The 17,185-nt window shown below is 69.8% G+C and carries 19 protein-coding genes; 11 read left to right on the plus strand and 8 right to left on the minus strand.

The genetic code is table 11. The features are described 5' to 3' along the window. The first annotated feature begins 5 nt into the window (after positions 1-5). The 4 genes from dnaJ to ABD999_RS13665 all read left to right on the plus strand — a co-directional run bounded on the left by dnaJ (position 6) and on the right by ABD999_RS13665 (position 4,903). Complete coding sequence (gene dnaJ / locus ABD999_RS13650) at positions 6-1,187, plus strand: molecular chaperone DnaJ (RefSeq protein ID WP_148036330.1); 1,182 nt, start codon at positions 6-8, stop codon at positions 1,185-1,187. A 4-nt stretch (positions 1,188-1,191) separates the two neighbouring features. Then, on the plus strand, positions 1,192-1,542 hold the full coding sequence (locus ABD999_RS13655; protein ID WP_148036329.1) for a heat shock protein transcriptional repressor HspR: 351 nt from the start codon (positions 1,192-1,194) through the stop codon (positions 1,540-1,542). Then, a complete protein-coding gene (clpB, locus tag ABD999_RS13660) occupies positions 1,543-4,113 on the plus strand; it encodes an ATP-dependent chaperone ClpB (protein WP_271274770.1) in 2,571 nt (856 codons plus the stop codon). 178 nt (positions 4,114-4,291) lie between these two features. Next, a complete protein-coding gene (locus ABD999_RS13665) occupies positions 4,292-4,903 on the plus strand; it encodes a hypothetical protein (RefSeq protein WP_271274769.1) in 612 nt (203 codons plus the stop codon). A 4-nt stretch (positions 4,904-4,907) separates the two neighbouring features. Here ABD999_RS13665 and ABD999_RS13670 read toward each other — a convergent pair whose 3' ends face one another. Then, positions 4,908-5,438 carry a tetratricopeptide repeat protein gene (locus ABD999_RS13670; RefSeq protein WP_261809033.1) on the minus strand — a complete coding sequence of 177 codons (531 nt, stop codon included), beginning with the start codon at positions 5,436-5,438 and terminating at the stop codon, positions 4,908-4,910. Between the two features lie 165 nt (positions 5,439-5,603). On the opposite strand from ABD999_RS13670, the gene ABD999_RS13675 reads away from it, so the two are divergent. After that, positions 5,604-5,855 carry a hypothetical protein gene (locus tag ABD999_RS13675; protein WP_148036326.1) on the plus strand — a complete coding sequence of 84 codons (252 nt, stop codon included), beginning with the start codon at positions 5,604-5,606 and terminating at the stop codon, positions 5,853-5,855. Positions 5,856-5,859: 4 nt separating this feature from the next. On the opposite strand, the gene ABD999_RS13680 is transcribed toward ABD999_RS13675, so the two are convergent. The 5 genes from ABD999_RS13680 to ABD999_RS13700 all read right to left on the minus strand — a co-directional run bounded on the left by ABD999_RS13680 (position 5,860) and on the right by ABD999_RS13700 (position 9,854). Further along, positions 5,860-6,516, minus strand: a complete 657-nt coding sequence (locus ABD999_RS13680; protein WP_148036325.1) for a TetR/AcrR family transcriptional regulator — start codon at positions 6,514-6,516, stop codon at positions 5,860-5,862. A 118-nt stretch (positions 6,517-6,634) separates the two neighbouring features. Then, a complete protein-coding gene (locus ABD999_RS13685) occupies positions 6,635-7,711 on the minus strand; it encodes a CapA family protein (RefSeq protein WP_148036324.1) in 1,077 nt (358 codons plus the stop codon). 237 nt (positions 7,712-7,948) lie between these two features. Further along, on the minus strand, positions 7,949-8,350 hold the full coding sequence (locus ABD999_RS13690) for a hypothetical protein (protein WP_148036323.1): 402 nt from the start codon (positions 8,348-8,350) through the stop codon (positions 7,949-7,951). Between the two features lie 355 nt (positions 8,351-8,705). Then, a complete protein-coding gene (locus tag ABD999_RS13695) occupies positions 8,706-8,930 on the minus strand; it encodes a DUF397 domain-containing protein (RefSeq protein WP_148036322.1) in 225 nt (74 codons plus the stop codon). 60 nt (positions 8,931-8,990) lie between these two features. Beyond that, positions 8,991-9,854, minus strand: a complete 864-nt coding sequence (locus tag ABD999_RS13700; protein WP_148036321.1) for a helix-turn-helix domain-containing protein — start codon at positions 9,852-9,854, stop codon at positions 8,991-8,993. 693 nt (positions 9,855-10,547) lie between these two features. Here ABD999_RS13700 and ABD999_RS13705 point away from each other — a divergent pair. The 6 genes from ABD999_RS13705 to ABD999_RS13730 all read left to right on the plus strand — a co-directional run bounded on the left by ABD999_RS13705 (position 10,548) and on the right by ABD999_RS13730 (position 16,148). Then, positions 10,548-10,775, plus strand: a complete 228-nt coding sequence (locus ABD999_RS13705; RefSeq protein WP_271274768.1) for a hypothetical protein — start codon at positions 10,548-10,550, stop codon at positions 10,773-10,775. A gap of 1 nt (position 10,776) precedes the next feature. Further along, positions 10,777-11,424 (plus strand): hypothetical protein, encoded by a 648-nt coding sequence (locus ABD999_RS13710; protein WP_219544821.1) that lies wholly within the window; start codon positions 10,777-10,779, stop codon positions 11,422-11,424. Between the two features lie 117 nt (positions 11,425-11,541). Next, on the plus strand, positions 11,542-13,731 hold the full coding sequence (locus ABD999_RS13715; RefSeq protein ID WP_271274767.1) for a molybdopterin-dependent oxidoreductase: 2,190 nt from the start codon (positions 11,542-11,544) through the stop codon (positions 13,729-13,731). A 1-nt stretch (position 13,732) separates the two neighbouring features. Then, positions 13,733-14,344 carry an HD domain-containing protein gene (locus tag ABD999_RS13720; protein WP_271274766.1) on the plus strand — a complete coding sequence of 204 codons (612 nt, stop codon included), beginning with the start codon at positions 13,733-13,735 and terminating at the stop codon, positions 14,342-14,344. A 120-nt stretch (positions 14,345-14,464) separates the two neighbouring features. Then, complete coding sequence (locus ABD999_RS13725; protein ID WP_187281588.1) at positions 14,465-15,286, plus strand: Rieske (2Fe-2S) protein; 822 nt, start codon at positions 14,465-14,467, stop codon at positions 15,284-15,286. Positions 15,287-15,314: 28 nt separating this feature from the next. After that, on the plus strand, positions 15,315-16,148 hold the full coding sequence (locus ABD999_RS13730) for an SDR family oxidoreductase (RefSeq protein WP_271274765.1): 834 nt from the start codon (positions 15,315-15,317) through the stop codon (positions 16,146-16,148). Here the strand turns inward: ABD999_RS13730 and ABD999_RS13735 are convergent. After that, on the minus strand, positions 16,145-16,366 hold the full coding sequence (locus tag ABD999_RS13735; RefSeq protein ID WP_148036314.1) for a hypothetical protein: 222 nt from the start codon (positions 16,364-16,366) through the stop codon (positions 16,145-16,147). The genes ABD999_RS13730 and ABD999_RS13735 overlap by 4 nt on opposite strands. 30 nt (positions 16,367-16,396) lie before the next feature. Next, positions 16,397-17,152: a sulfite exporter TauE/SafE family protein gene (locus ABD999_RS13740; RefSeq protein WP_271274764.1), complete on the minus strand. Its 756-nt coding sequence runs from the start codon at positions 17,150-17,152 to the stop codon at positions 16,397-16,399. Positions 17,153-17,185 lie beyond the last annotated feature (33 nt).

Genomic DNA, 17,185 nt, shown 5'->3' on the forward strand with positions numbered 1-17,185 from the left:
CGTAGATGAGCACCAAGGACTACCTGGAGAAGGACTACTACGCCGTCCTTGGTGTGCCCAAGTCAGCCACCGCCGACGAGATCAAGAAGGCGTACCGGAAGCTGGCCAGGCAGTACCACCCCGACACCAACCAGGGCGACACGGCCAAGGAGAAGAAGTTCAAGGAAGTCTCCGAGGCCTACGACGTCCTGTCCGACAGCAAGCGCCGCAAGGAGTACGACGAGGCGCGCACGCTGTTCGGCTCCGGGGTGGGCGGCCAGCGTCCGGGTGGTGGCGGCGGCGGTTTCCCGTTCGACTTCGGCGACCTGTTCGGCGGCACCGGTCAGCAGACCTCCGGCCAGGGGGCGGGCGACCGCTTCAGCGACCTGTTCGGCGGGCTGTTCAACCGGGGCGGCACGACCCGCCCCGGCACCGCCACCAGGCCGCGCCGCGGGCAGGACATCGAGTCGGAGGTGACGCTGTCGTTCACGGAGGCCGCCGAGGGCACCACGGTGTCGCTCAGGCTGACCAGCTCGGCGGCCTGCACCGCGTGCAGCGGGACCGGCGCCAAGGCCGGCACCACCCCGCGGGTCTGCCCGACCTGCGAGGGCACCGGCGCGGCCAGCCGCAACCTGGGCAACTTCGCCTTCTCCGAGCCGTGCCGCGACTGCAAGGGCCGCGGGCTGCTCGTGGACGACCCCTGCCCCGTCTGCGAGGGCAACGGCCGGGCCAAGAGCACCCGCACGATCCAGGCGCGCATCCCCGCGGGGGTGGCCGACGGGCAGCGGGTCAGGCTCAAGGCCAAGGGCGCACCGGGCGAGAACGGCGGCCCATCCGGCGATCTCTACATCGTGACGCACGTCAAGCCGCACACCGTCTTCGGCAGGTCGGGTGACAACCTGACCGTCACGGTCCCCGTGACGTTCTCGGAGGCGGCGCTAGGCGCCGAGATCAAGGTGCCGACGCTCAAGGGACTGCCGGTGACACTGCGCATCCCCTCGGGCACGCCGAACGGGCGCACGTTCCGCATCCGCGGCCGGGGTGTCACGCGCAAGGACGGCACCAAGGGCGACCTGCTCGCCAGCGTCGAGGTCATGGTGCCGAAGACGCTCGACGACAAGTCTCGTGAGCTGCTCACGGAGTTCAACACCGCCACAGCGGCCGAGGACCCGCGGGCCGATCTCATCTTGAGAGCCAGAAGCGAGTGAGCCCATGGACGCCAACTACTTCGACCTGTCGGACGACACTCCTGTTTACGTGATCTCGGTGGCCGCGCAGCTGTCGGGTCTGCATCCGCAGACCCTTCGGCAGTACGACCGGCTCGGTCTGGTCTGTCCGGGCCGTACGGCGGGGCGCGGCCGCCTCTACTCCACAAGAGACATCATCCAGCTGCGCGAGGTCCAGCGCCTCTCCCAGGAGGAGGGCATCAACCTCGCCGGCATCAAGCGGATCCTGGAGCTGGAGAACGAGTCGTTGCGGCTGCGTGAGGAGGTTCACCGCCTCCGCGCCGAGCTACAGATGATCAAGGCGCTGATCCGTTACGAGCTGCCACCGGGGGCGTAGATGGAATACAAGCTCACTCAGAAGAGTCAGGAGGCGCTCTCGGGCGCCATGCGGCGGGCCGCCGCCGAGGGCAACCCCGAGATCTCCCCGCTTCACCTGCTGACCACGCTGCTCTCGCAGACGGGCGGCACCGCCGTCCCGCTGCTGGAGGCGGTCAGCGCCGACTGGCGGACGCTGCGGGCCAAGGCCGAGGAGCAGCTCGCGGCGCTGCCCAAGGCTCAGGGCGCGACCGTGGGGGCGCCGACGAGCTCCCGCCACCTGCTCACGGTGATGAACACCGCCGCCCAGCACGCCAAGCGGCTGGAAGACCAGTACGTGTCGACCGAGCACCTGCTGGTGGGCCTCGCCGCCGACGGCGGCCAGGCCGCCGACCTGCTGAAGTCCGCGGGCGCCACCCCGCAGGCGCTGCTCGACGCGTTCGAGAAGGTACGCGGCCACGCCCGGGTCACCAGTGAGACGCCCGAGGACACCTACCAGGCGCTCGAGAAGTACGGCATCGACCTGACCGGGCAGGCCCGCTCGGGCAAGCTCGACCCGGTCATCGGCCGCGACTCGGAGATCCGCCGGGTGGTGCAGGTGCTCAGCCGGCGCACCAAGAACAACCCGGTGCTGATCGGCGAGCCCGGCGTCGGCAAGACGGCCGTGGTCGAGGGCCTGGCCCAGCGGATCGTGGCCGGCGACGTGCCGGAGTCGCTGCGCAACAAGCGGCTGATCGGGCTCGACCTGGGCGCGATGGTGGCGGGCGCGAAGTACCGCGGCGAGTTCGAGGAGCGGCTCAAGGCCGTGCTCGCCGAGATCAAGGAGAGCGACGGCCAGGTCGTCACGTTCATCGACGAGCTCCACACCGTCGTCGGCGCGGGAGCCGCCGAGGGCGCGATGGACGCGGGCAACATGCTCAAGCCGATGCTGGCCCGCGGCGAGCTGCGGATGATCGGCGCGACCACGCTCGACGAGTACCGCGAGCGCATCGAGAAGGACCCTGCGCTGGAGCGCCGCTTCCAGCAGGTGTACGTGGGCGAGCCGACGGTGGAGGACACCATCGCGATCCTGCGCGGGCTGAAGGGCCGCTACGAGGCCCATCACCAGGTGCAGATCGCCGACAGCGCGCTCGTCGCCGCCGCAGCGCTCTCCGACCGCTACATCACCAGCAGGTTCCTGCCCGACAAGGCCATCGACCTGGTCGACGAGGCCGCCTCCCGGCTGCGCATGGAGATCGACTCCCGTCCGGTGGAGATCGACCAGCTCCAGCGGACCGTCGACCGGATGAAGATGGAGGAGCTGGCGCTCTCCAAGGAGACCGACGAGGCGTCCGTGCAACGCCTGGAGCGGCTCCACCAGGAGCTGGCCGACCGCCAGGAGGAGCTGAACGCCCTGGTCGGCCGATGGGAGCACGAGAAGGCGGGCCTCAACAAGGTCGGCGAGCTGAAGAAGCAGCTCGACGAGGCGCGCGGCACCGCCGAGCGGGCGCAGCGCGACGGCGACTTCGAGACCGCGTCCCGGGTCATGTACGCCGACGTGCCACGCCTGGAGCAGGCGCTGAAGGCCGCCTCCGAGGCCGCCCCCGACGAGAACGCCATGGTCAAGGAGGAGGTCGGCCCCGACGACATCGCCGAGGTGATCTCGTCCTGGACCGGCATCCCGGCGGGCCGCCTGCTGGAGGCCGAGACGGCCAAGCTGCTGCGCATGGAGGAGGAACTGGGCAAGCGGCTCATCGGCCAGCACGAGGCCGTGCGCGCGGCGTCCGACGCGGTGCGGCGCAGCCGGGCCGGCATCGCCGACCCCGACAGGCCGACGGGCTCGTTCCTGTTCCTCGGCCCGACCGGTGTCGGCAAGACCGAGCTGGCCAAGGCGCTGGCGGAGTTCCTGTTCGACGACGAGCGGGCGATGACCCGCATCGACATGAGCGAATACTCCGAGAAGCACAGCGTCGCCCGGCTCGTCGGCGCGCCTCCCGGCTACGTCGGCTACGAGGAGGGCGGCCAGCTGACAGAGGCCGTCCGGCGCCGCCCGTACACCGTGGTGCTGCTGGACGAGGTGGAGAAGGCCCATCCGGAGGTCTTCGACATCCTGCTCCAGGTGCTCGACGACGGGCGGCTGACCGACGGTCAGGGCCGCACGGTCGACTTCCGCAACACGATCCTGATCCTGACGTCCAACCTCGGCTCCCACTTCCTCGTCGACCCGACGATGGAGAACGGCGCGAAGCGCGAGGCCGTGATGGGCGCGGTGCGCAGCGCGTTCAAGCCGGAGTTCCTCAACCGGCTGGACGACGTGATCCTGTTCGACGCGCTCGGCTCCGAGGAGCTGACGCGGATCGTCGACCTGCAGGTCGACCGGCTGGCCCAGCGGCTGGCCGACCGCAGGCTGACCCTGGAGGTCACGCCGGCGGCCCGCGAGTGGCTGGCCCTGACGGGCTACGACCCGATGTACGGGGCGCGCCCGCTGCGCCGCCTGGTCCAGTCGGCGATCGGCGACAAGCTGGCCAAGGCGGTGCTGTCCGGCGAGATCGTCGACGGCGACAAGGTCCTGGTCGACCTCGGCGACGACGAGCTGTCCGTCCAGCGGGCCTGACACACCCACGCGAACGCCCGGAGGCCATCCTCCGGGCGTTCGACGTTCCCGCCCGGGTCATCCGCGCACCCGGTTCGTAAGGTTCGGTCCAGCCTTCCGGCAAGCCGCCTCCAGTCCCTCGCGCGTCTGGCTAGCTTCGCGTTCGTCGGATCACCGAGAACGATCAGGGGGACGGGACGTGCCGACTCGAAGCATCCGGGGAATTCTTGCCATCGCCACTCTGACCGCGGGGGTCACCTGGCTGGGGGCGAGCTCCGCGGCCGCCGACGACTGCCGGGAAACCCGGACCAGCATGGGCTCGCCCGCCGCGGCGCTCTGCGACGAGCTCACCAAGGTGCGGCTGAGCGACAGCACCGGCCCGCTGCTCGGGTCGGAGAGCACCCACCTGGCCCTGGGCGCCGTCAGGCTGGCCGAGCACCTGGGCCTGACCGGGCTGGCCACCTCGCATTCGGCGATGGGGCTGTCGGACCTGGGCGGCGTCATGGCCACCTCGGCCATGCCGTCGGCGCTGCCCGCCGCGCCGACGGTGGCGGGCGTGACGAGCCAGGCCAAGCTGCCCGCCCTGCCCGCGCTGCCGGTGAACACCAGGACCGGACGCTATCCCTCGAAGACGGCGCCGCGCTCGTCGTCGGGCGTCCCGCTCGACCTGACGCGCCCGGTCGGCAAGACCAAGGACCGGCTCGTGCGCCGCACGCTGCCTCAGGGGCCGCGGCCGCTGAACGAGACCAAGCTCCCGGCCGACTCCCTCGACGGCGTGACGGGCCTGCTGCGGAGCCTCGACCTGCGCTGAGGGATCAGGAGACGAGGGCGTCGATCTCGTCCTCGGGCAGGCCCAGGTCGAGTCGGATGCGGTAGCGGGTGCGCAGCATCGACACCCGCTCCGGATCGTCGGAGTCGCAGGTCAGCAGGGCCTGGGTGACCCATTCGTGGCCCGCCTCCAGGTCACCGTAGGCGACCAGCGTCTCGACGATGCTGTGGGCGGTGGCCGCCGAGACACCGCCCTCGGCGCGGATCGCCTCGATGACCTCCCTCGCCTCGTCGTGCCGGTCGAGCTCGAAGAGGGTGTCGGCGATGCCTGCGCGCGGGTCGATGCCCGTCTCGCCGCCGTCTTCCAGCGCGCGCTGGAAACACTCCAGCGCGCGAGCGGGCTGGCCTGCCGCGCGCCACTCCTCCGCCGCCTGGACCAGGATGGACGCCCTGGATACGTCGCCGCTGGAGTAGTCGAGCGCTACGTCGTACAGCCGGCTGGCCAGGGAGCCGTGGTCGTCGGCCAGCAGCGCCTGCTCAAGCAGGCGATCAAGGTGCTCACGGGTCACATGCGCCACAACGCGAGACTACCGACCGCGGTGCGGTTTCGCCCGCTCAATACGCATCGCCGATGCCCTGATGAGACCACCACGAAACGTCATCGAGTCCTTACGCCATGCATATATGCGCAGGTCGTTGGGCATATACCGGTCACTTCGCGCCCGCGAGCGGAAGGGGCTGGGATGGGCAGGTCCAAGCAGATGACGTTCGCGCTGGCGCTCGCCGTGGTGTTGTCGGCGGTGGGGCCCGGGGTCGCGGGCTACCTTTCGGCCCGGCTCGAAGGGGTCGAGGCGGCCGAGCGGAGACTGCGGGTCCTGGAGGCCCAGCTGGAGGCGAGCCGGCAACGGTTGATCCGGCCGATGTCGCATTCCGAGGCGTGCGCGCGGCCCGGCGAGCCCCACTGGCTGCCGGAGCTGCTGGAGGCCGGGGGCTGACGCGCTAGTCGGGCTGCGGCGTGTACGACCTGAGCTGGCGGGACAGGAAACCCCGCACGAGCTGCCTGGCCGCGTCGATGATCTCCTCCGAGCCGTTCTGGTCGTAGCGGAAGGCCAGCTTGAGCACCGCGTCGCAGGCTTCGACGGCCACCAGCGCGGCGATGTCGAGCTCGTGACTGTCGGCCAGGCCGAACTCGTTGAGCAGCAGCCCGCGCAGCCGGCCCGCGATCACGGTGTTGTTGTCGGAGTCGGAGTCGAGCAGGTTGAGGTCGACCACGTCACCGAACTGGAGACTCTTGAACCCGGGCACCGAGCGATGCATGTCGACGTACTCGTCGATGATCGCGTCGATGGCCTCCCACCAGCCGCGGTAGTCCTCCTCCATGAAGCGCCGCCCGACCCGGGTGACGAACAGCTCCACGTTGCGCCGGGTCAGCTCCTGCGTGATGGCGCGCTTGTCGGGGAAGAACTGGTAGACCGAACCGATCGCGACCCCCGCCCGGTCGGCGATGCGGGTCGTGGAGAGCGATTCGTAGCCGATCTCGTCGAGGAGCTCGGCGCAGGCGTCGAGCATCCGCTCGACCCGTCGGGCGCTGCGGCGCTGCGTGGGCTGTCGCCGGAGCGGCTTCGGCGACGCACAGTCATCTTCCAGTCGCGGCATGGACACGACCTCATCTTCCCCCTCCAGGCCCGATCGTTACCCGCGATTGACCGGATTTCCTGGGAATCCACTGAGCCCGGCCGCCCGAATGTGGAGATCCCGGACATCTTCCACGCCGTCAGGGCCGGGCGTCCAGCTCGGTGCAGGAACGCAGCGCCTTCCAGTCGGCCACGGCCTGCTTCCTCGCGGCGCCGGTCATCGGGACCGGCACGCCGTTCTGGATGGTGGCGGGGGTCCACTGGTCCTTGAGGATCTTGCGGCCGTTGATGGTGAGGGTCAGCACGCCGGTGCGGCCCGTGGTGGCCGGGTTGGAGTTGTAGAAGACGAAGTTGCCGAGGCCGTAGCTGACGTACGCCTTGCCGAGGTATCCGGCCCCCAGCAGGATGTGCGCGTGCCCGCCGACCACCACGTCGGCGCCGGCCTTGACGAGTTTGGGGGCCAGGGAGAGCTGCGCCGGGTTCGGGCACTTCTGCATCTCGGTGCCCCAGTGCAGGTGGACGATGACGGTGTCGGAGTTCTTGCGCGCCTGCCGTACCGCCTTGATCAGGCGCGGCTCGTCCTTGGCCGACGCGAGCCCGCCCTTGCCGGGGGCCGCGGTCCAGGCGTTGATGAACTCGGAGTCCAGCACCTGTGTCGCGCCGATGATCGCCACCCGGTTGCCGTTCACCGTCTTCCTGAACGGCTTGAACGCCTGGTCGTCGTCCCTGCCGATGCCCACGATCGGGAACCTGGACTTCTTGATCGCGGCGAGCGAGTCGGCCAGGCCGGTCTCCATGTAGTCCATGCCGTGGTTGTTGGCCATGGAGGCCACGTCCACGCCGGCGGCCTTGAGCGCGGTCAACGCGCTGGCCGGGGCCCGGAACGTGTACTGCTTGCCGGGCGCCGGGGTGCCGCCAGTGGTGATCGCGGTCTCCAGGTTGATCATGGCGAGGTCGGCCTTGCGCAGCACCGAGGAGATGGGGCCGAGCGCGGTGCGCGGGTTGTCCAGCCGGGACCGCAGGAAGCCCTCGAAGTGCACGTCCCCGCCGAAGGCGATGGTGTACGGCTCGCGCTCCGGGGTGGCGGGGGCCGTCGGCTCGGCCGAGGAGGTGGCCGCGGCCTGCCGCTGCCGCTCGGGCGCCTCCGATCCGGCGGCCGTGCAGGCGGCGAGTGAGGCCATGACGGCCAGCACCGAGAGTGCGCGGGGGAAGTTCATCGGGGGCGCCATCCAGCTCAATCGGGACATCTGGGATTGAGCATGCCATGTGCTGCCGATTGCCGCGTAGTGCCCCCACCTTGACCTACGGGCAGTTATGGAGTTGTTGAGTCAAGTCATCGGGGCAGCCGAGCGCCGCCGGAGAAGTCCTGTGGTGCCCACCTCGTGGGCGAGATCATCGGCCCTTGCTCCAGGCCGGAGGTCACGGGTGAATACACGACTCCATCAACGGAGTAGTCACGACATCAGCGCGTACACGAGAGGCACCAGGAGGAGCGTCACGATCAGCCCGGCTACCACGCCCGCCCAGACGTGGCCCGCGAACCATTGCCACAGCCTCCAGGGCCAGCGCCACCATCGGCTCGCAGGCGGTGAGCAGTGGCGCTGAATCTCCGCCACGATGTCTTCTACGATGGAATCCGGCGGCTCGCCGTTGACGAAGAGCCGAACCTCCCTGGCGCGGGAGTCGCCGACCACCCTGATCCAGTAGCCGCATGAGGGCTTCCCGACGTTAAGGGTGATCTGCCTCAGCTTGCTAGCCAGTGCTTGGTCGACATCGGGACAGGTGCGCAGCGTGCCCGATCTGGTCTCTCCCTGCACCCGGCAGGCCAGGGACAAGCGGTTCGAGAACGCCTCCACTCTCCGAAGGCAGCGAGCAACGGTTGACCGGTCACTCACGGACCAGATCCTGTCCATGTCGCGGGGGGCGTACATGATGACTCCTGGCAAGTGCTCATGAGCATTACGTGAAATGGGTGGCCCGCGGGAGGCCGGCATGGGAGTATTCATGCGAGACATACGGCAGACGTCGCGGACGCATGGAGGGCGCAGCCCCCATGACGAGGGCACGACGAGTTGATCATTGAGCGCGGCTTGCGCCATGATGTGCGAGAAATCTTGCGTTCGCCAAGCGAACGGGGACCCGAGGGTCGTTGACGAGCCTCTTCTGGAACGGCCCTGTCCGGTTGTGCCATCAACCTGCCAGGGCCGTTTTTCACGCGCTGGCCTGCAGAGCCTCCAGGTCGAACTCTCCATCCCTGACCCCGGCCGTGAAGGCGGCCCACTCGGACGGGGTGAAGACCAGGACGGGTCCGTCCTGAACCTTGCTGTCCCTCAGCGCGACATTCCCGTCGGCGAGGGGGGCGACCTCAACGCAGCTGCTAGCGCCGTTGCAGAAAGTGCTCTTCTGCCATGCCGCCGTCTTGTGATGGATAGACATTTTCTCCCCAAATGGGCAAAGGGGCACCATTGCCCCTTTTGTTCTGATCGATCGCTGACCTCAGCCTCGCCACATCATCGCCTTGCGCTGGATGAGCACGCGTGTGTCGTCCTCGTCCAGTGCCTGTGACCTGATGTTTTCGAAGGCTGCCTCGTAGCCCGCTACCCGCTCGAGGTCGTCGACGAAGTCAGCAGTATAAAGCTGCTCCAGATACACCACATCGTCGAATTCCGCGAACTTGAGGTGGATGAACGCACCCGTGCTTACGGGGTGCAACGCGTCCATGGGCAATACCTGAACGCTGACGTGGGACAGAAGAGACAACTCCAGGAGATGCTCCATCTGTGCCCGCATCACCGAGGGCTCGCCGAAGCGGCGCATCAAGGCGGGCTCGTCCAGCACGAAGCGCATCTCACATGGATCGGGGCGGTGCAGCACGCGCTGCTGCCTGTCGAGGCGGGCCTCGACCCTGCTCCTGACTCCGCTGTGGGTGATGCGCGAGATGCCACGGACGGCCAGGACGACCTCTCTGGCGTAATCCTCGGTTTGGAAGAGGCCGGGCACAATCTGGGGTTCCCAGTTGCGCTGGATGATGGCCTCCGCCTCCAGCCCGAGGAATCTTGTGTACTCCTCAGGCAGGGCGTCTTCGTAATCTTCCCACCAGCCCCGCTGATCCGCATCCCGCAACAGGCCGAAGAGTTCGTCAAGTTTGGCTTCGTCGAGACGGTAGAGCTTCCCCATCGCCTTGACGTCGTCTGCGCTGGGCATGGTCTTGGCGGCCTCGATCCGCGAGACCTTGCTGGGGGACCAGCCGAGCTCCTTGGCGGCCCTGGCGCCGGTGAGCTTGCGTCGCTCGCGGAGAAGCCTGAGCTCCTGGCCGAGCCTGAGCTTGCGGACAGTCGGACTGCCCTGCGTCGGTGGCACCGTCGACTCTCCTTGCCGGGATGAAGGTGTAGCCGGAGTGAACCGTTTCGAGCCCGCAGTCTTGGGCCGTTCCACCAATCTTACACTGCAACTTGCACGAGTACTCCCATTTGCTCTTGCCAAGAGCCTTCCACGGAGAGACGGTGTCAAGCAAGCAGAGCTTCTGCCCGGGGGAAAACGGGGAAGGGGGCAAGGTGACGACCTCTTGTGCTGGCCTGACTACATTCAAGGCCACTCCGTGCAAGTTGCACAGCAACAAGAAGGCACCTTGCGGAAGAAACGGGAATATTTCTTGCGGGAGGCCTTGCAGCAAGGCAATCTCCGGGAGACGATCGAGACACGAGGGATCTCTCCAGAGGTGAGGAGGCCGACATGACCGCACGGCCCCGCCCGCAGAAGATCCCCACCACGACTTACGCGCGGCTGGTCAGGCCGCAAAACCGGCAACGGCGCCGTCCCGGAAATGGACACCATCACAGGGAGGCCGTCAGCCGGAAGGATCCCGCACTGAGTTAAAGAGTCATCGCCGCGATTGTCGCTCGCTTCAGAGCACACGAAGCAGGAACAACAAAGCCGGACCGAGGCCGCGCACTCATCCGCCGCAAATGGGCTGCCACCCAGCGGCGCGACGGTCGTCGGCCTGCAGTCCGGCGTAAGAAGCCACCTCTGTGATGCCGCGAAAGGGGTCTTCTCATGTACTCACAAGGTACCAAGGGACTCAGCCGACGCAAGTCCCGGGTGCTCACCCGCCTCCAGGAACTGCTCGCCTGGGCGGACCGCGAAATCTGCATGGAACCCGACGAGTTCGCCTACCGCCGGGGCTGGACGGTCACCAGGACCGGCTTCGCCTCCCGGCGCTACCGCGACCCACGCTTCGACCTGCTCAAGATCCCGCCACGGGTCCCGGAGGAGGTGTCCTGACATGGCGAGGAACCCGCGCAACCAGATCTACCCGGGCTACGAGGACCTGCCCGCCCCGCGCGGCTCGGGACCCCTCACCAGGCTCTGGCGGTTCCGTACCGAATTACTGCTCCTCGCCGGGCTCGCGCTGCTCGTGCCGGCCGTCCTGGGCGCCACCCAGGAGGGCAGATGGCTCCCGTTCGTCCTGCTGAGCAGCGCCGTCTCGGTGCCGGCCGCGACGCGGTTCGGCCGCAACTGGGCCGTCGCGCACTTCTGGTGCGTGGTGTCCCGCCACCGGCTGCAGCGGGTCTGCCTGGAGACCACCCTGCACACCCGCGCCGGCCGCATCCCGCTGGTGCTGTGGATCACCCCCACGGCCACGGGCGAGAAGGCCCTGATCCTTACCAGGGCCGGCATCAGCGCCGAGGAGTTCGAGGCCTACGCCGAGGAGATCGCGGCGGCCTGCTGGGCCAGGACCGCCGCGGTCTACAAGCACCGCACCCGCGCGAACCTGGTGATCGTCGAGGTCGTCAGGCGGGACGTGCTCCCCGGGGCCGTCTCCCCCGGTCTCGACCGGCTCTACGGCCGGCGGACCTGGATCCCGCTCCGGCCCGACCTCGACGAGCCGCCTGATCTGCACCGGCCGCTGGTTCTGCAGCGGGCGGGCTGAGGACCTAGGGACCCGCGCCTCCCTAGGAAAAGCCCCGGAGACCGCGGGGGCTCCGGGGCTTCCCCATGTCCCGCGTACGAGTCAAGATGAGTTCAGCTTACGAACTCAGGAGTCGTGATGACGTCGACCGTCCACCGGACCTGTCCCTTGTGCGAAGCCGTCTGCGGCCTGACGCTGACCCTCGACGACGGCGGCCACGTGACCAGCGTGCGCGGTGACAAGGCGGACCCGTTCAGCAAGGGCTTCATCTGCCCGAAGGGCGCCAGCCTCGGCAGGCTGGACGAGGACCCCGACCGGCTGCGCGCGCCGCTGATCCGGGAGGGCGACCGGTGGCGCGAGGTGAGCTGGGACGAGGCGTTCGCGGCCGTCGAGCGGGGGCTCGCCGAGGTGACCGCCGCGCACGGCCGCCAGTCGGCCGCCGTCTACCTGGGCAACCCGAGCGCGCACACGATGGCCGGCGCGCTCTACGGCGCCCCGCTGATCAAGTCGCTCGGCACCCGCAACGTCTTCTCCGCCAGCACCGCCGACCAGATGCCCAAGCACGTGGCCAGCGGGCTGATGTTCGGCCATCCGCTCGCCATCCCGGTGCCCGATCTGGACCGCACGGGCTACCTGCTGATGCTGGGCGCCAACCCGCTGGAGTCCAACGGCTCGCTGTGCACGGCTCCCGACTTCCCCGGCAGGCTCAAGGCGCTGCGCCGGCGCGGCGGGCGGCTCGTCGTGGTCGACCCGCGCCGCACCCGGACCGCCGCGTCCGCCGACGAGCACGTGTTCGTGCGCCCGGGCACCGACGCCTACCTGCTGTTCGGGATCGTCCACACGCTGTTCGCGGAGGACCTCGTCACGCTCACCCACCGGGTCAACGGGCTCGACGAGGTGCGCGAGGCGGCCAAGCACTTCCCGCCCGACCTGGTGGCCCGCCGCACCGGCGTGCCGGCCGAGGTGATCGTACGGCTCGCGCGGGAGCTGGCGGCGGCCGACAGGGCGGCGGTGTACGCCAGGATCGGCACCTGCACGGCCGAGTTCGGCACGATCGCGCAGTGGCTCGTGGACGTGCTGAACACGCTGACGGGCAACCTGGACCGGCCGGGCGGGGTGATGTTCCCCAAGGCCGCCACCGAGTTCGGCGGGCGGCGCGGCCCGTACCGGGTGGGGCGGTGGCGGAGCCGGGTGCGCGGCCTGCCGGAGGCGAACGGCGAGCTGCCGGTGGCCACGCTCGCCGACGAGATCGAGACGCCGGGCGAGGGGCAGGTCAGGTTCCTCGTCACGGTGGCGGGCAATCCGGTGCTGTCGGCGCCGAACGGCGACCGCCTGGACCGGGCGCTGGCCGGGCTCGACTTCATGGTGAGCGTGGACCCGTACCTCAACGAGACCACCAGGCACGCGCACGTCATCCTGCCGCCGCCGCGGATCCTGCAGTCGGGGCACTACGACTTCGCGCTGCTGGGCTTCGCGGTGCGCAACTACGCCCGCTACTCGCCGCCGCTGCTGCCGCTGGGGGACCGGCCGTCGGAGGCGCTGATCCTGTCCAGGCTCGCCATGATCGCCTCCGGGCTCGACGGCGACCTGGACGAGTTCGTGATCGGCCAGCAGCTGGCCAAGGCCGTGGAGACGCCCGGTTCCGGCGTCGAGGGCAGGGACCCGGCGGAGCTGCGCGCCCTGCTGGAAGGCGAGACCGGCGCCGAGCGGCGGCTGGACCTCATGCTGCGGCTCGGACCCTACGGCGAGTGGGCCGGCGGGGGCGACCTGTCGCTGCGCAAGCTGCTCGACAACCCGCACGGCATCGATCTCGGCCCGCTGGAGCCGCGGCTGGCCGAGGTGCTCAGGACCGCCTCGGGCGTGGTCGAGCTGGCGCCGCCGCTGCTGTTGGAGGACGTGGACCGGCTGCGCGCGGGGCTGGACGCCGAGCCTCCCGAGCTGGTGCTGATCGGGCGGCGGCACCTGCGCTCCAACAACAGCTGGATGCACAACGTGGGCCCGCTCATGGGAGGCAGCAACGCCTGCACGCTCCAGATCAACCCGGTCGACGTGGCCAGGCTCGGGCTCGGCGGCGAGGCCGTGGTCCGCTCGGCCACCGGCGAGCTGACGGTGCCGCTGGAGCCGACCGACACGATCATGCCGGGAGTGGTCAGCCTGCCGCACGGGTGGGGGCATCAGGGCAGCTCGCAGACGGTCGCGGCGAAGCACCCGGGGGTCAGCGCGAACACGTTGACCGACGAGTCCGCTGTGGACGTTCCGTCTGGTAACGCAGTGTTCAACGGAGTTCCGGTAAGAATTTCACCTACCAGTATGATCAGCGCACATTAAGGTGTCGCGCGTGACTATCGTGCCAGAAGAGGACCGCCTGACCACCCAGATCGCCTTCGCCGTAGAGATCGACAAGCTGAAGCGGATCGTCCGCCGCAACCTGCTGATGGACGGTTCCAGGCGGGAGAACGACGCGGAGCACTCCTGGTACGTGGCCACGCTGGCGATGGTGCTGGGCGAGCACGCGCCGCCGGGCACCGACATCCAGCGCGTCATGGCCATGCTGCTGGTGCACGACCTGGTCGAGATCGACGCGGGCGACACGTTCATCTACGACCCGGTGGCGGTGGCCGCGCAGGCGGAGGCCGAGCGCGCCGCCGCCGACCGGCTCTTCGCGCTGCTGCCCGACGGGCAGGGCACGCCGCTGCGGGAGCTGTGGGAGGAGTTCGAGGACCGCAAGACGCCCGAGGCGAGGTTCGCCAAGGCGCTCGACCGGTTCGCGCCGATCCTGGCCAACCACCACACCGAGGGCGGCACCTGGCAGCTGTTCAAGGTGACCGCGGCCCAGGTGAGGGAGAAGGTCCGGCTGATCGAGGAGGGCTCGCCGTCACTGGGGGCGTACGCGCGCGCGATCGTCGAGGAGTCGGTCGCCAGGGGTCACCTTCCCGAGTGACGTCCGCACCCCTGGGGTAGGGGACTTGTCGTGAAAGAGACAGTACGGGCGAGACGTCGGCACTTGCGGCGTTTCGTGGGACCGGTCGATCTCACTGACCGGCTTGAGAAGTCCACGTCCATGGACCGGCCGATCCGCGCGCTGGCCAAGACCATGCGTCAGCGGCTCCGCCCAGGCCTGGTCCGCGACCTGCTGCACGGGGTGCCCACGGGCAAGCCGGCGCACCCGCCCCTGGCCCAGGCGGCCCTGGGCTGCTGGATCTCGGCCACCCTGCTCGACGCGGCCAAGGCCGATCAGCGCGCCGTCCGGCTGCTGCTGGCCGCCGGCATCGCCACCTCGCTGCCCACCGCCGCCGCGGGACTGACCGACTGGTCGTCTCTCCACCAGGAGCAGCAGCGGGTGGGGTTCGTGCACCTGGCGGCGAACGTGCTCGCCCTCGGGCTGTTCTCGGGCTCGCTGCTGGCCCGGGTACGCGGTCGCGAGCGGGCCGGCCGCGCGCTGTCGTACGCCGGGCTCGCCGCGGGCGGGTTCGGCGGTTATCTGGGCGGCCACCTGGCCTACCGCATGGCGGCGGGGGCCAACCACGCCCCCCAGGTCTCCCACCTGGTGCCGCTGGGCTGGCACGACCTGTGCCTGCTGAAGGACCTGCCGGACGGCCGCCCGGTGTCGCGGCGGCTCGGCTACATCTCTCTCTTCGTGCTGCGGCGCGCCGAGAACGTCACGGTGATGGTCGACACCTGCCCGCACCTGGCGGGCCCCCTCCACCAGGGCAGGCTCGTCGAGGAGGACGGCGAGGCGTGCGTGGTGTGCCCGTGGCACGGCAGCACCTTCCGGCTGGACGACGGCTCGGTCCGGCACGGTCCGGCCACCGCGCCCGCGCCCACGTTCGAGACCCGGCTGCGCAAGGACGGCACGATCCAGGTGCGGCCGAGCTTGACCTGAAGTCGAGTTGAGGTTTTACGGTCGCCGCATGAGCACGATTCTGGTGACCGGCGCGACCGGCAACGTCGGCGGACATGTGGTGAGAGAACTCGAACGGGCGGGCCTGCCGGTGCGCGCCCTGGTGCGCGACCCGGCGCGGGCGCGGCTGCCTGAGCGGGTGGAGACGGTCGCGGGCGACCTGACCAGGCCCGAGACGCTGGAACCCGCCCTGGCGGACGTGGAGACGGCGTTCCTGGTGTGGCCGGGCTTCGCTGCCCGGACCGCCGAACCCGTGGTCGAGGCGCTCGCCGGGCGGGCCAGGCGGGTGGTCTACCTGTCGGCGAACGTGCCCCAGGGCGACGGGGAGCCGACGATCTTCCATCAGGAGCTGGAGCGGCTCATCCGCGCCTCCGGGATGAGCTGGACGTTCCTGCGGCCGAGCGGCTTCGCCGTCAACACCCTGGGCTGGGCCGACCAGGTCAGGACGGGCGTCGTGCGCTGGCCGTACGGGCAGGCGGGGCGCACCCTCATCCACGAGAAGGACATCGCGGCGGTGGCGGTGCACGTGCTGACCTCAGCCGGGCACGGCGGCGCGGCCTACCCGATCAGCGGGCCCGAGGTGCTCACCCAGGCCGAGCAGGTGAGGATCATCGGCGAGGTGATCGGCCGCGAGGTGCGCTGGGAGGAACTGCCGCCGGAGCAGGCGCGCGAGCAGCTGCTGGCGGCCTGGGGCGACGCGAACTTCGTGGACGCCGCGCTGGCGGGCTGGCGGAGCCTGGTGGACTCCCCCGAGGAGGTCACGGACGTCGTGGAGAAGCTGCTGGGCAGGCCGGCGCTGCCGTTCCGGTCCTGGGTGCGCGACCACGAGGCCGACTTCCGCTAGTCCTTCTCGTCGGCGGGGTGCTCGACCAGGGCGAGGATGCGGCTGGACATGAAGCGGGCGGTCCGGATGACGGTGCCGCTCCTGGTCACCTCGGTCACCTCGACGAGCCCCCGCCGGGTGGCCACCTCGACGCGGCGGCCCGCGCGGGTGGCGACGACCTCGTACGTGCGCGGGGTGCCGCCCGCGTCGATGACGATCTCCACCCGATCACCCTTCATGTACTGATTTATGCCCAGAATGTCGGGAAATTATCCGTACACCAGTTTGATTATCGCCACGATCCCCACCGCCACGATGACCACGCGCAGCAGTGGCGCGGGGATGCGGCGCCCGACCTTCGCCCCCAGGAAGCCGCCGATCATCGCACCCAGGGCCACGGCCAGCACCGCCCACCAGTCGACGTCCGCGATCAGGACGAACAGCACGGCGGCGGTGGAGTTGACCACCAGGGAGAGCACGTTCTTGGCCGCGTTCACCCGCTGCAGGTGCTCGTCCAGGAAGCTGCCGAGCAGCCCGATGAGCAGCACGCCCTGGGCGGCGCCGAAGTAGCCCCCGTAGACGCCCGCCCCGAACACCCCGAGCCAGAGGGCGGGGCCGCCGTGCGGGTGCGCGTGCTCGCGCCGGGCGGCCAGCCAGAGGTTGAGCCTCGGCTGGATGATGACCAGCACACAGGCCAGCCCGATCAGCACGGGGACGACCACCTGGAAGACGTCCGGATCGAGGTAGAGCAGCAGGATCCCGCCGGCCAGCGAGCCGAGCGCGGACCCCATGGCGAGCCTGACCAGCCGGTCGCGCTGCCCGCGCAGCTCCGCGCGGTAGCCGTAGGCGCCGGTGACGGAGCCGGGGACGAGGCCGACGTTGTTGGACACGTTCGCCACGACCGGATCAATGCCGACGGCGACGAGGGTGGGGAAGGTGATCAGGCTCCCCGAGCCGACCACCGCGTTGATCGCCCCGGCCGCCATCCCGGCGACCCACACGGCGAGCGCTTCCCAGACCGTCACCCCGACCCCTTCCCAGCATCAGCGTCGAGTGCC

The sequence above is a fragment of the Nonomuraea ferruginea genome (assembly GCF_039540635.1).
In the GTDB taxonomy this organism is placed as follows: Bacteria; Actinomycetota; Actinomycetes; order Streptosporangiales; family Streptosporangiaceae; genus Nonomuraea; species Nonomuraea ferruginea.

Excerpts from the sequence above, each read along its gene's own strand:
- dnaJ (WP_148036330.1), top strand. The coding sequence starts at position 6 with ATGAGCACCAAGGACTACCTGGAGAAGGACTACTACGCCGTCCTTGGT.
- ABD999_RS13655 (WP_148036329.1), top strand. The coding sequence starts at position 1,192 with ATGGACGCCAACTACTTCGACCTGTCGGACGACACTCCTGTTTACGTG.
- clpB (WP_271274770.1), top strand. The coding sequence starts at position 1,543 with ATGGAATACAAGCTCACTCAGAAGAGTCAGGAGGCGCTCTCGGGCGCC.
- ABD999_RS13675 (WP_148036326.1), top strand. The coding sequence starts at position 5,604 with ATGGGCAGGTCCAAGCAGATGACGTTCGCGCTGGCGCTCGCCGTGGTG.
- ABD999_RS13680 (WP_148036325.1), bottom strand. The coding sequence starts at position 6,516 with ATGCCGCGACTGGAAGATGACTGTGCGTCGCCGAAGCCGCTCCGGCGA.
- ABD999_RS13685 (WP_148036324.1), bottom strand. The coding sequence starts at position 7,711 with ATGAACTTCCCCCGCGCACTCTCGGTGCTGGCCGTCATGGCCTCACTC.
- ABD999_RS13695 (WP_148036322.1), bottom strand. The coding sequence starts at position 8,930 with ATGTCTATCCATCACAAGACGGCGGCATGGCAGAAGAGCACTTTCTGC.
- ABD999_RS13705 (WP_271274768.1), top strand. The coding sequence starts at position 10,548 with ATGTACTCACAAGGTACCAAGGGACTCAGCCGACGCAAGTCCCGGGTG.
- ABD999_RS13710 (WP_219544821.1), top strand. The coding sequence starts at position 10,777 with ATGGCGAGGAACCCGCGCAACCAGATCTACCCGGGCTACGAGGACCTG.
- ABD999_RS13715 (WP_271274767.1), top strand. The coding sequence starts at position 11,542 with ATGACGTCGACCGTCCACCGGACCTGTCCCTTGTGCGAAGCCGTCTGC.
- ABD999_RS13725 (WP_187281588.1), top strand. The coding sequence starts at position 14,465 with ATGGACCGGCCGATCCGCGCGCTGGCCAAGACCATGCGTCAGCGGCTC.
- ABD999_RS13730 (WP_271274765.1), top strand. The coding sequence starts at position 15,315 with ATGAGCACGATTCTGGTGACCGGCGCGACCGGCAACGTCGGCGGACAT.
- ABD999_RS13735 (WP_148036314.1), bottom strand. The coding sequence starts at position 16,366 with ATGAAGGGTGATCGGGTGGAGATCGTCATCGACGCGGGCGGCACCCCG.